This is a genomic window from Bradyrhizobium sp. JR4.1, from assembly GCF_040548605.1.
Taxonomy (GTDB): Bacteria; Pseudomonadota; Alphaproteobacteria; order Rhizobiales; family Xanthobacteraceae; genus Bradyrhizobium; species Bradyrhizobium canariense.
On record NZ_JBEPRY010000019.1, the window covers coordinates 18,475 to 31,462 of the forward strand.

Annotated in this window: 10 protein-coding genes; 5 read left to right on the top strand and 5 right to left on the bottom strand. The window is 65.0% G+C overall.

Features of this window, described 5'->3' with window-relative positions; translation table 11 throughout:
* Position 1: 1 nt before the first annotated feature.
* From ABIB90_RS29395 to ABIB90_RS29405, 3 genes are read right to left on the bottom strand one after another with little or no spacing between them, the layout of a single operon-like run.
* Positions 2-1,033 (bottom strand): L-idonate 5-dehydrogenase, encoded by a 1,032-nt coding sequence (locus ABIB90_RS29395; protein WP_354201849.1) that lies wholly within the window; start codon positions 1,031-1,033, stop codon positions 2-4.
* A 27-nt stretch (positions 1,034-1,060) separates the two neighbouring features.
* On the bottom strand, positions 1,061-1,828 hold the full coding sequence (locus ABIB90_RS29400) for an SDR family oxidoreductase (RefSeq protein WP_354201850.1): 768 nt from the start codon (positions 1,826-1,828) through the stop codon (positions 1,061-1,063).
* A 12-nt stretch (positions 1,829-1,840) separates the two neighbouring features.
* Entirely contained in the window at positions 1,841-3,040 is a 1,200-nt protein-coding gene (locus ABIB90_RS29405) for a mandelate racemase/muconate lactonizing enzyme family protein (RefSeq protein ID WP_354201851.1), read from the bottom strand.
* Positions 3,041-3,218: 178 nt separating this feature from the next.
* On the opposite strand from ABIB90_RS29405, the gene ABIB90_RS29410 reads away from it, so the two are divergent.
* Together ABIB90_RS29410 and ABIB90_RS29415 are read left to right on the top strand one after the other, a co-directional pair.
* On the top strand, positions 3,219-3,983 hold the full coding sequence (locus ABIB90_RS29410) for a GntR family transcriptional regulator (RefSeq protein ID WP_219684005.1): 765 nt from the start codon (positions 3,219-3,221) through the stop codon (positions 3,981-3,983).
* Positions 3,984-4,098: 115 nt separating this feature from the next.
* On the top strand, positions 4,099-5,463 hold the full coding sequence (locus tag ABIB90_RS29415) for an MFS transporter (RefSeq protein WP_354201852.1): 1,365 nt from the start codon (positions 4,099-4,101) through the stop codon (positions 5,461-5,463).
* A gap of 9 nt (positions 5,464-5,472) precedes the next feature.
* Here the strand turns inward: ABIB90_RS29415 and ABIB90_RS29420 are convergent, their stop codons facing one another.
* Both ABIB90_RS29420 and ABIB90_RS29425 read right to left on the bottom strand, forming a co-directional pair.
* The gene (locus ABIB90_RS29420; RefSeq protein ID WP_354201853.1) at positions 5,473-6,723 is read right to left on the bottom strand and encodes an arsenic transporter; all 1,251 of its coding nucleotides are present in this window, start codon (positions 6,721-6,723) and stop codon (positions 5,473-5,475) included.
* 289 nt (positions 6,724-7,012) lie between these two features.
* Positions 7,013-9,490 carry a PAS domain-containing hybrid sensor histidine kinase/response regulator gene (locus ABIB90_RS29425; RefSeq protein ID WP_354201855.1) on the bottom strand — a complete coding sequence of 826 codons (2,478 nt, stop codon included), beginning with the start codon at positions 9,488-9,490 and terminating at the stop codon, positions 7,013-7,015.
* Between the two features lie 33 nt (positions 9,491-9,523).
* Between ABIB90_RS29425 and ABIB90_RS29430 the strand changes: the two genes are divergently transcribed.
* From ABIB90_RS29430 to ABIB90_RS29440, 3 genes are all read left to right on the top strand, one after another.
* Entirely contained in the window at positions 9,524-9,709 is a 186-nt protein-coding gene (locus tag ABIB90_RS29430; protein ID WP_354201856.1) for a hypothetical protein, read from the top strand.
* Entirely contained in the window at positions 9,706-10,776 is a 1,071-nt protein-coding gene (locus tag ABIB90_RS29435) for a zinc-binding metallopeptidase family protein (protein ID WP_354201857.1), read from the top strand. The genes ABIB90_RS29430 and ABIB90_RS29435 overlap by 4 nt, the downstream gene beginning before the upstream one ends.
* A gap of 184 nt (positions 10,777-10,960) precedes the next feature.
* Positions 10,961-12,976 (top strand): acetyl-CoA carboxylase biotin carboxylase subunit, encoded by a 2,016-nt coding sequence (locus tag ABIB90_RS29440; protein ID WP_354201858.1) that lies wholly within the window; start codon positions 10,961-10,963, stop codon positions 12,974-12,976.
* Positions 12,977-12,988: the final 12 nt, after the last annotated feature.

The window sequence follows — 12,988 nt, forward strand, 5'->3', positions numbered from 1 at the left end:
CTCAGAACGTCAGCTGCACCTTCATCGACTGCGAGCGGTCGCTGGCGAGCTCGAAGGCGGCGACCGCGTTCTCGAACGGCATGGTCGCCGTGATCAGCGGCTTGACGTCGATCAGACCTTCGCCCACTAGCCGCACCGCCAGCTCGAATTCGGGATCGAAGCGGAAGGTGCCGCGGAGCTGCAATTCCTTGGCGACGATGGAGTTGATCGGCAGCGTCATCTCGCCGCCGAGCCCGAGCTGCACGAGCGTGGCGCCGGGCCTGAGCACATCGAGCGCGGTCCGGAGCGCGGCCTGATTGCCGGAGGCTTCGAACAGCGTGTCGAACACGCCCTTGCCGGCGCGCCAGGGATCGAGCGCGGCGGCATCGGCCGCGACGTTGATGGCGTGAGTGGCGCCGAGCTTCCTGGCGACCGCAAGCGGCGCCTCCGCGACATCGGTGACCACGATCTCGGCCGCGCCGCCGAAGCGCGACACCAAAATCATCAGCGCACCGATCGGGCCGCAGCCGGTGATCAGCACGCGCTTGCCGAGCAGGGGCCCGGCCTGCTTGCCGGCATGCAGGCACACCGCGAGTGGCTCGGCGACCGCGGCTTCCGCCAGCGACAGCTTGTCGGCGATCGGAACGGCCTGCGCCGCATCGACCGTGATGAATTCGCGAAACCCGCCCTGCACATGGGGAAAGCGCATCGCGCTGCCGAGGAAGCGCATGTCGAGGCACTGGTTGCGCATGCCTTCCTGGCAATGCAGGCACTGGCCGCACGGCTTGCTCGGATTGACCGCGACGCGGGTGCCCGGCTTCACGTTCGTGACGCCGTCACCGACGGCTGCGACGACGCCCGCGATCTCGTGCCCGAGCGCCATCGGCTGCTGGATGCGCACGACGCCGAAGCCGCCGTGATGATAGTAGTGCAGATCGGACCCGCAGATGCCGCCGTTCGCGATCTTGACGCGGACTTCACCCGGACCGGGCGCTGCATCCGGATAGAGATCGATCCGCAGATCTTTCGGTGCGTGGATCACGACGGCGCGCATGGTTGGCTCCCTTCAGCGTTTCGCGGCTCACATCGCAGCGATCATGCCGCCATCGACATAGATGATCTGGCCGTTGACATAGGTCGAAGCATCCGACGCCAGGAAGATCGCGGCGCCCACCAGCTCGTCAGGTCGGCCCCAGCGCTTGGAGGGAACGCGGCCCATCAGCCAGTTGTTGAAGTCGGTGTTGTTGACCAGCGCCTCGTTCATGTCGGTCAGCATGTAGCCGGGGCCGATCGCGTTGGCCTGGATGCCGTGCTGGGCCCATTCCACCGCCATCGAGCGGGTCAGGTTCTTGATGCCGCCCTTGGCGGCGGTGTAGGGCGCAATCGTCGGACGCGCGAGCTCGCTGCCGAGCGAGCCGATATTGATGATCTTGCCGTGCTTGCGCGGGATCATGCGCTTGGCCGCCTCGCGGCCGATCACGAAGGCGCTGGTGAGGTTGGTCTCGATCACCTTGCGCCACTCGTCGGTGGTGAACTCTACCAGCGGCTTGCGGTGCTGGATGCCGGCGTTGTTGACGAGGATGTCGACCGCGATGCCCTTGTCGCCGAAGTCGTTGAAGGCGGCGACGATCGCAGGCTCGTCGGTGACGTTGAACGCGGCGCCTTCCGCGAGGTAGCCGGCGGCGCGAAACTCGGCGACGGCCTGCTCGACGCGCTTGGGATCGACGCCGTTGACGATGATCCTGGCGCCGGCCTTGGCCATGCCCTCGGCAATGGCGCGGCCGAGGCCGCGGGAGGAGCCGGTCACGAGCGCGGTGCGGCCGGAAAGGTCGAAGAGGGCGGTGCTCATCTCAAAAGATCCTCAGATGTTGGAACGGCGCACGGTCAAATCGGAGCGGTCGAAGACGGCGGGCAGAAGATCGACGCCGAGGCCGGGGCCTTCCATCGGATAGACAAAACCGTCCTTGATCGTGGGCATGGTGGTGACGAGCTCATTGTACCAGCCCTTGTAGAAGGCGCGCACCGATTCCTGGATGAGCGTGTTGGGCTGGCTGAACGACATGTGGATGGCGGCGATGAAGCCGATCGGTCCGATGCAGTCGTGCGGTGCGAAGGGCCGGTGATAGGTCTCGGCCATCGCCGCGATCTTGCGGCCCTCCGTGAGGCCGCCGGTCCAGCACAGATCCGCCATCACCACATGCATGGCGTCGCGGTCGAGCATGTCCTTGTAGGGGAAGCGCGAGCCCAGCGTCTCGCTGGCGCAGACCCAGACGTCGGTGGAGCGGGCGTATTCGGCCAGCGCCTGCGGCGAGTTCATCCGGATCGGGTCTTCGTACCAGGTCGGCTTGTAGGGCTCGAGCGCGCGCGCGATCTGTTTTGCGGTCGGCAGGTTCCACAGCGAATGGAGCTCGACCATGATCTCCATCTTGTCGCCGACGGCCTTGCGGATTTTTTCGAACGGCTCGATCGCGTGCTTCATCTGCGCGGCGGTGATGTACAGGCCCTTGTTCTCCTGCGCCGCCGGATCGAAGGGCCAGATCTTCATCGCCGAGATGCCGCTCTCCAGCAGGCTTTCGGCAAGCGCATCGGCGTGGTGCATGAAGCCGTCGAGATCCTCATAGGGACCTTTGGCAGCGCCAAGATTCCAGTTCGCGACCGGGCTGATATTGGTGGAGCGGACATATTGGGTGCCGGCGCACGTATTGTAGATGCGCTGCTTGTCGCGGCAGAGGCCGCCGAGCATCTGGTGCACCGGTTGATTGCAGACCTTGCCGAACAGGTCCCATAGCGCAATGTCGATTGCCGAGGCCGCGCGATACTCGACGCCGGTGGACGACTGCGCCATCGGCAGGTTCAGCATGTCGCGATGGATCGCCTCGATGTGCAGCGAATTGCGGCCGAGCAGGCGGCCGGCAAAGGTGTCGTGGATCTGGGCCTCGACCGCGCCGGCGCCGTAGAAGGTTTCGCCGAGGCCGATCATGCCCGTGTCGGTGTGGACGCGCACCCAGATGACGTTGGAGAATTCTTCGGTGCGCAGCGTCTCGATTGACGTGATCTTCACGGCAATACTCCTCCCATCGCAGGCGCGCAGCGCCGTCTTGTTGTCATTCTGCACCGCAGCATGGTGCGGGCACGGGCGGAGTCTTACGCCCGCTTGTAATATATCACAACATGTTTTAGGGATATCACCAACAAGGCACCGCCCTGCAACGACGGCGCGGGCTGAGGGGAGAGACGACATGGCAACGCGCAAGCGCGCGCTCGAGGTAGTGAGGAACGACGACGGCGAGGGCAAGCCCTCCCGGCGCAACCGTCTCAACTTCTTCGAGCTGGCCTATCAGAGGATCGAAGAGCTGCTCGTCCATTGCGAGCTCAAGCCCGGCCAGTTCATGACGATGCTGGAATTGCAGCACATCACCGGCTTCGGCCGTACGCCGGTTCATCACGCCGTCAATCGTCTCTCCGCCGATACATTGATCATCATCCGTCCGCGCCACGGTCTGCGCATTGCGCCGATCGATCTGGCACGCGAGCGCATGCTGCTGGCCTTGCGCCGCGACATGGAGCGCTTCGTGATCCGGCTTGCGGCCGACCGCGCCAGCCTCTCGCACCGCAATCAGGCGCTGCACATCGAGCGTCTTTTGCGCGAACGCCGCGCCAGTCTGACCCTCGACGAGTTCAATCATATCGACCGCCGCATCGACGCGCTGGTGCTGGAGGCGGCAGGCGAGCCCTTTCTGGTGCACACGCTGCGGCCGTTGCACACGCTGTACCGGCGCATCGGCTACATCCACCACCGGTTCATGCCGGGACAGGCCGAGCTGTCAGGCACGATCGATCATCACCTCGCCATTCTCGCCGCGGTCGCCAGCCGCCGCGTCGAGGACGCAGTGAAGGCGAGCGATGCACTGATCGACTACATGGGCGAGATGTTCACCGGCATGGAGGTCGGGATCGACCCGCGCCTGCTCGATTGCAGCATCGAGCCGCTGCTTGGCACATGATCCGGAAAAGTGTGCAGCGGCTTTCCGAAGAGATCATGCTCAAACAATTAGGCCAAAACGCGATGACGATCCTGATCTCATCGCGCTTTAGAAAGTTTTGAAGAGAGGACCAAAGATGTCGACGATGGCGATGCCACAACCGACCGCGAGCGAAGCCGCGGTCCGCTACCTCATCACGAACTACAGCCCCAAGGGCAACAAGGTCGGCTGGCTGATGATGGCCTCGATCCTGGTCGAGGCCTGGGATCTCTATTCGATCGCCTTCGTGCTGATCTTCATCAAGGAGCAGTACAATCCCGATCCGCTGATGCTGGGCCTGGCCGCGGCCGGTACGCAAGGCGGCGCCATGATCGGTGCGCTGCTCGGCGGCTGGCTCTCCGACAAGATCGGCCGCCGCGTCATGTTCCTGGTGACGATGGTGATGTTCATCGTGCTGGCGCTGGCGCAGGCCTTCGTGCCCAGCGTCGGCTGGCTCGTCGTGATCCGCTTCCTGCTCGGCGTTCCGCTCGGCTCGGATATTTCGACCGGCTACACCTACATCATGGAATCCATGGCCAAGGGCGAGCGCGAGGTCATGGGCAACCGCTGGCAGTTCATGTTCGCGGTCGGTGAAGTCCTCACCATCGGCGTCATCGTGATCTTCCTGCTGATCGACATGCAGCACGAGATGCTGTGGCGGGTGACGCTCGGCCTCGGCGCGCTGCCGGCGCTGATCATCCTGGTGATGCGCCACGACGTGCCTGAGACGGCGGTGTGGCTGGTGCAGAAGGGACGCTACCGCGAGGCCAAGCAGGTCGCGCGCGAGATGTTCAACGACGATCTCGCCATGCTGCCGGACCATGACGTGGAGGTGCCCAAGGTCTCCACCCGCGCGTTCCTCGCCGACCTTAAGAAGGATCCGATCCGCTGGCGCGCCACGATCTACGGCTGGATCGCCTGCTTCGCGCAGGCCAGCGAGTTCTCGACCTTCGCGTTCTACCTGCCGGTGCTCTTTGTGATGGTCGGCGTGTCGAGCGTGCTCGGCATCAATCTGGTGACGATGGCGCTGTTCTCGTTCGCTGCGCTGTCCGGCTGGGTCGGTCCGCTGCTGACGCCGAAGATCGGCCATCGCGGCATCTCCATTGCGGGCTTCTCGATCGTGCTGGCCTCCCTGCTGGTTGCCGCCTTCGCGCTCTACACCGACAACAAGATCCTGCTGCCGTTCGCGGCTGCTGCCATGCTGTGGGGCCATTATTGGGACGCGTCGAACTGCATGACGATCCCGACCATGGTCGCCAAGCCGAAATACCGCGGCACCGCCAGCGGCTTCGCCTACATGTTCGTGAAGTTGCCGTCGTTCCTCGCGATCTTCCTGTTCCCGACGGTGTTCGCTGCAATCGGGCAGGCGAATGCCACGCTGATGGTCGCGATCTTCCCGCTGATCGGATTGCTCGCCGCGATCTTCATCCTGCCGGAAGTCTACGGCTACGAGAACGATTAATCTCGCAAGCTACCTGATCGCGGCCGCCAAGGCCGCGATCAGGGCCGGTGGCGTCACCAGCAGTCCGAGCTTGAGGAACGGCCAGGCGCCGACCTCGATCTTCTCCCGCCGCAGCGCCACCAGCCACAGGATGGTCGCGAGCGAACCGGTCACCGTCAGATTGGGCCCGAGATCGACGCCGATCAGGATGGCGCTGACGACCGGCGCGGGTAAATGATCGCTGGCGGCGACCGAGCCCGCAACGAGGCCGACGGGAAGATTGTTGGCGATGTTGTCGGCGACTGCGGTGGCGATGCCGACGCTCCAGGCCGCCTTCGTCACGGATTGCCCGACGGCTTCATGCAGCAGCGCGCTGAGTTGCCCGATCACGCCGGTCTTGATCAGCGCTTCCACCATCACGAACAGCCCGCCGACCAGCGGCAGCACGCTCCAGGAGACGCCGCCCAGCACAGGTACCGGCGATTGCCGGCTGACGAGCAGCACGATTGCGGCCGTCACCACGCCGCAGACGAAGGTCGGCAGGCCCAATTGCTTGTCCAGCGCGGAGGCCGTGACCAGCACGATTCCGATCGCCACGATGCCGATGGCCGTCAGCTTGCCGCCACGGCCGAGCTTCGGATGTGGCACGCTGCGCGCGATCGTCTCTTCCTTCAGGGCGCGGTGCTGGCTCAGGCGCAGCACGACATAGGTCAGCAGGATCGAGGCCGCCGAGGGCAGGCCGAACAGGCGCAGCCATTCGGTGAGCGCAGGCATGTGGGCCCCGAACACGACGAGATTGGCCGGGTTGGAGATCGGCAGCACGAAGCTTGCGGCGTTGGCGATGAAGGCGCAGACGAAGAGATAAGGCAGCGGCTTGGCGCCGGCTGCGCGCGTCGCGGCATAGACGGCGGGCGTCAGCACGATCGCGGTGGCGTCGTTCGAGAGCAGGACGGTGACGAGCGTGCCGACGATGTAGATCAGCAGGAACAGCCGCTGCGGCGAGCCGCCGGCATATTCCACGGCGAGCGCTGCGAGATAGTCGAACAGGCCCTCGAGCCGCGCCAGTTCGGCGATCAGCATCATGCCGATCAGGAAGAGATAGACATCGACGCCTTTCTCGATGCCGGTGAGCGCATCCTGCCACGGCAGCAGGCCGAGCAGCAGCAGCGCGCCGGCGCCGATGACGGCCCAGATCGCCTCCGGCAGGCGAAAGGGCCGGATGATGACGCCCGCGGTCGCGGCGACGATGATGCTCCAGGCCAGGATGGCGTCAGACGGCACGGTCAGTCCTCGAAGTGGGAAGGCTTCATTCGGGAGCGATAGCGGAAGCCGATGCCGATGTCTTCCCCCGCGGGCGCGGACGGCTATCTGCGATTTGCCGCGTCTCGGCCCGAGCTTCAGTCCACAATGTTGCTCAAAAGCCTGTGGGGTTAGGGCGCCGCGATAGCGCCGTCGTTGCGAGCGGAGCGAAGCAATCCAGACTGTCTCCGCGGAGCGAGTTCTGGATTGCTTCGTCGCAAGAGCTCCTCGCAATGACGGAATCTGTGGAGGCGTCTCGCGATGTTCACTCTCACCGCGCCATCGACAGCTTTGCCGTGATCGCCTTGCGCAAGATGCGCGACAGCGCTTCGACCGAATACGGCTTCTGGATCAGCTCGAAACCGCGATCGGCGTTCTCGGCGAGAACGTTGCTGTAACCAGAGGTGAGCACGACGGGCAGGCCCGGATAGCGTTCGCGGATGATGCCGGCGAGCTCGACGCCGTTCATGCCGGGCATGATGACGTCGGAGAAGACGAGATCGACGGCGAACTCGTTCTCGCCGAGGATGGCGAGCGCCGCATTGGCGTTGGCGGCGCGGCGGACGACATAACCGAGGTCTTCCAGCAGCTCCGTGGAGAACCGGCCGACCTCGTCGTCGTCTTCCACTACGAGCACGCGATAGCCGCGCCCGGTGGACGCGGCCTCATAGGTCAGCGCCGCGGCTTCCTGATCCGTCGCGGGGCTTTGCGCCCGCGGCAGATAGATGGTGAAGGTCGCGCCTTCACCATGCTTGCTCGTCACGGCGATGTCGCCCTCGGACTGCTTTGCGAAGCCGAAGGCCTGGCTCAGGCCGAGGCCGGTGCCCTTGCCGACCTCCTTGGTGGTGAAGAACGGCTCAAAGATGGCTTCCATGTTTTCGGGCGCGATGCCGCTGCCGGTGTCGGCGACCGAGATCGCGACATAGTCGCCGCCGCGCGCCGATTGCGCGCGCAGGTTAGGGATGCCCTGAACCTTCCGGACCGCGATGGTGAGGCGGCCTTCGCCGTCCATGGCGTCGCGCGCGTTGATCGCGAGGTTGATCAGCGCGGTCTCGAATTGCGCGATATCGGCGACCGTGAAGCAGTCGCCATCGTGAACCTCCACCGCGATTTCGATGCGAGCACCGACCAGCGGCCGGACCAGTTGCGCGACGCCTTCAACCTGGCTGGCGACGTTGAAGATCTGCGGTTTGAGCGGCTGCCGGCGCGCAAACGCCAGCAACTGGGCGGTCAGCTTGGAGGCACGCTCGACCGTGTCGGAGATGGCATCGACATAGCGGCGGCGGCGTTCCTCCGGCAGCTCGCGGCGGCGCAGGAAATCGGTGGCCGAGCGGATGATGGTGAGCAGATTGTTGAAGTCGTGCGCGACGCCGCCGGTGAGCTGGCCGATCGCCTCCATCTTCTGCGATTGCCGCAACGCTTCCTCACCGCGGCGGCGCTCGGTGATGTCGACAGCCTCGGGCACCGCGCCGGTGATGTTGCCGTGGCGGTCGAGCACCGGGCGCATGCCGAACTCGAAATCGCGCTCGCCGATGGGAAGGCGCAGGCGCATCTCCAGCCGCACGGCTTCGCCCTTGAGCACGGTGTCGAAGGCCTCGTGCACCAGTGCGCTCATGCCCTCCGTCGTGCTGAACCAGGGCGTCTGCCACAACGGCTTTCCGATCACGTCCGCAGGGCTCGCTTTGATGGCGTCGAGCACGGTCGTGTTGGCGTAAAGCAGCTCGCCCCTGAGATTGACGAGGCCCTGATATTGGTTGCTGGTTTCCAGGATCGCGCGCAGCCGCGCCTCGTTGGATTCGAGCTCGGCGGTGCGCTCGACGATGCGTTCTTCCAGCGTCTCATTGAGCTGCCGGAGCTCGATCTCGGCTTGCTTGGCCACCGTGATGTCGTGGGCAACGCCGATGAAGCCGATATGCCTGCCGGTCGGGTCCCAGCGCGGCTGCGATTCCGAACGCAGCCAGCGCCACTCGCCGGCGGAATTCTTGTAGCGGGCTTCCAGCACGAACGGTTTGAGCGATGCTTCACCCTGGACGGATTGCTGCAGCACATGCGGCAGGTCGTCCGGATGCAGCACCTTGCGCCAGTCGAAGGAGATGGCCTGGTCGTAGGGCAGGCCGACGAAATCGACATAGGCCTGGTTGGCGAAGGACCGTGTGCGGTCGAGCTTGGTGACCCAGATCGGCACCGGCGCGCTGTCGGCGATCAGCCGGAAGCGCTCCTCGCTCTCGCGCAGGGTCTCGCGCACCAGCATCTGGTCGGTGACGTCGATATGGGCGCCCACGAGGCGGAGGGCACGGCCGTCACGATCGCGCTCGATCTTGGCGACGACTCGGATCCAGCGGGTCTCGCCGTCGCTGGGACGGATGATGCGGTATTCGGCGGTGTAGTCCTCGCTCGTGCCGGACAGCGCATCGATGAAGTGCTTTACCGCAGCGTCGCGGTCATCGGGATGAACGCGATTGATCCAATCCTCGTGCGACTCGCCGGCAGCTTCCGGCGGCAGGCCGTGGAGCATCAGATATTCCGGCGAACGGCGGTTCTTGAAGCCTTCGCGGAAGTCGACTTCGAGACCGCCGACCTTGCCGATGCGCTGGATGCGCGCAAGCTCGGCTTCGCGTTCCTGGAGCGCGCGATAGGCGTTGTCACGCTCGCGCGCGACATCTTCCAGGTGCTGGCGCAGCCTTTCGGCGGCGATGGTCTCGGGCAAAGGATCGTTCAAGGCGTTGGCCGTTGTGATGCGGGAGCGCACGTGGCCGACCGATATTCACACAGACGACGCGTGATGGCCATTGCTCAAAAGGAATATGGAAAGAAAGGCGTCGCCGAATGCAGTATGGTGGGCATCAACGAACGCCAAGTCTGGCTATTTGTTCCGAACCTTGGAACGATGAGCCCTCCGCGCGCGTATCCGCGAGGCGCCACAACTTTCATTCCCAAAAGCTCCCTTTCCGAAGAGGCTAAATCTTGAAGCTTTTTGTCTGCCAGGCCTGCGGCAACGTCCTCTATTTCGAGAACCGCGCCTGCGAACGCTGCGGCCATCGGGTCGCCTTCCTGCCGGAGAAGGAGACGATGTCGGCGATCGAGCCCGACGGAGAGGCCTGGAAGACGCTGGCGACCAAGGGCGAAAGTCGCATGCTGTGCAGCAATGCCGAGCACGATTCGTGCAACTGGCTGACGGATGCAGGTGATACCACCGGCTATTGCCGCGCCTGCCGCCATAACGGCGTCGTGCCGGACCTGTCGGATCCGGCGCAACTCGCCGGCTGGCGTGAGCTGGAGATGGCGAAGCACCGGCTGTTCTATTCCCTGATCCGCTGGAAGCTGCCGCTCCAGACCCGGCAGGACAATCCCGAACATGGCCTGATCTTCAATTTCCTCGCCGACGATCCGCAGAGCGGGCAGAAGGTCCTGACCGGCCACGACAACGGCCTGATCACGATCGCGCTGACCGAGGCCGACGACATCGAGCGCGAGCGGCGCAGGCTGGAGATGGGCGAGCCCTACCGGACGCTGCTCGGGCATTTCCGCCACGAGGTCGGGCACTATTTCTGGGACGTGCTGGTGCGCGACGGCGGCAAGCTGGACGAATGCCGCGCCGTGTTCGGCGACGATTCCGCCGATTACGGCCAGGCCTTGCAGCGCCACTATGCCGAAGGCGCCCCGCCGGACTGGCAGCAGAACTACGTCTCGGCCTACGCGACCACGCATCCGTGGGAAGATTTCGCCGAGACCTGGGCGCACTATCTTCACATCGTCGACACCCTGGAGATGGCTAGCGAGTTCGGCATGGAGGTGCGGCCCAAGGTGGATCGCGACGGGGAGTTGACGACGCGCATCCGCTTCAACCCTTACGAAGCGAGGGACGTCGAGGCGATCGTCAACGCATGGCTGCCCTTCACCTTCGCCATGAACAGCGTCAACCGCGCCCTGGGCATGCGCGACCTCTATCCGTTCATCCTCTCGCCGGTCGTCGTCGACAAGCTCGGCTTCATTCACGGCCTGGTCCGGAACGTGGGCAAGGCCGGGAAGCCGTAGGCCGTCCGGGAGCCTGCAAAGCCCGTTTCGGTCTTGCTTCGGTCTTGCGCTGGTACGCCAGAGGGGCCGGATTTTGACCGTTGCCTCCGGCCTATTTTGATGTACCACGGGAGCCACACGGCCCATCCCATAGGCTCCAACGGCGAGGGAAGGGTCCCGCCCAAGGTCGAGACTCAAGAAAAGCATGTTCAAACGCATTCTGATCGCCAATCGCGGCGAAATCGCCTGCCGGGTCATCAAGACCGCTCGCCGCATGGGAGTTCAGACGGTCGCGGTCTATTCTGAGGCCGACCGCGACGCTCTCCATGTCGAGATGGCCGACGAGGCCGTGCTGATCGGGCCGCCAGCTGCGGCCGAGAGTTATCTGGTGATCGAGAAGATCGTGGAGGCCTGCCGCAAGACGGGCGCCGAGGCGGTGCATCCCGGTTACGGCTTCCTGTCCGAGCGCGAGGCGTTTCCGCGCGCGCTGGAGGCGGCCGGCATCGTCTTCATCGGCCCTAACCCGGGCGCGATCGCGGCGATGGGCGACAAGATCGAATCCAAGAGGGCTGCCGCGAAGGCAAAAGTCTCGACCGTGCCCGGCTATCTCGGCGTCATCGAGGACGCCACGCACGCGGTCAAGATCGCCGACGAGATCGGCTATCCCGTGATGATCAAGGCCTCCGCCGGCGGCGGCGGCAAGGGCATGCGCATCGCGCATTCGACCTCCGAGGTCGCCGAGGGCTTCAACCTCGCCAAGGCCGAGGCCAAGGCCTCGTTCGGCGACGACCGGGTCTTCATCGAGAAGTTCATCGTCGACCCCCGCCATATCGAGATCCAGCTGCTCGGCGACAAGCACGGCAACGTGATCTATCTCGGCGAGCGCGAATGCTCGATCCAGCGCCGCAACCAGAAGGTCATCGAGGAAGCGCCGTCGCCGCTGCTCGATGAAGCCACCCGCCGCAAGATGGGCGAGCAGGCGGTCGCACTCGCCAAAGCGGTGAATTACGACTCCGCCGGCACCGTCGAATTCGTCGCGGGGCAGGACAAGAGCTTCTACTTCCTCGAGATGAACACGCGCCTCCAGGTCGAGCATCCCGTTACCGAGCTCGTCACCGGCGTCGACCTCGTCGAACAGATGCTCCGCGTCGCCGCCGGCGAGAAGCTCGCGATCACGCAGAAGGACGTCACGCTGACGGGCTGGGCAGTGGAGTCGCGTCTCTACGCCGAGGACCCGTTCCGCAACTTCCTGCCCTCGATCGGTCGTCTGGTGAAATACCGTCCGCCGGCGGAAGCGAGCCAGGACGGCATCACCGTGCGCAACGACACCGGCGTGCAGGAGGGCGGCGAGATCTCGATCCATTACGATCCGATGATCGCCAAGCTCGTCACCCACGCGCCGTCGCGCGCGGCCGCGATCGAGGCGCAGGCCACCGCGCTGGACTCGTTCTACGTGGACGGTATCCGTCACAACATCCCGTTCCTGTCGGCGCTGATGCATCATCCGCGCTGGCGCGAAGGCCGGCTCTCCACCGGCTTCATCGCCGAGGAATTCCCCAAGGGCTTTGCCGTGCGCGTGCCGGAAGGCGAGGTCGCACGGCGGCTTGCCGCGGTCGGCGCCGCCATCGATCACGTGCTCGGCGAGCGCAAGCGGCAGATCTCGGGTCAGATGGGCGGCCGCGTCGTGCAGCGCGAGCGTCGCCGTGCGGTCTGGCTCGACCGCCAGGAGATCCTGCTGGAGATCGCGCGCGAGGGCGAGTCGGTCGCGGTGCGTTTCCTCGATGCCGACGGCAGGGCCGGCAATGCGCATCTGTTGCAATCGCCGTGGAAGCCGGGCGATCCGGTCTGGCAGGGCACCATCGACGGGCACGTGGTCGCAGTGCAGGTGCGTCCGATCGCGAACGGCATCCGCCTCGCGCATCAGGGCGTCGAGGTGCCGGTCTATGTCTGGACCGAAGCGGAAGCAGCCTCGGCGCGACTGATGCCGGTGACCACGGCTGCCGACACCGGCAAGAAGCTGCTTTGTCCGATGCCCGGCCTCGTGGTCTCGATCGCGGTGACGGAAGGGCAGGAGGTCAAGGCCGGCGAGACGCTCGCGGTGGTCGAAGCCATGAAGATGCAGAACGTTCTGCGCGCCGAGCAGGACGGCACCGTAAAGAAGATCCACGCCAGCGCCGGCGCGACGCTCGCGGTGGATGCGCTGATTTTGGAGTTTGCGTAGGGTTTGGGGGGG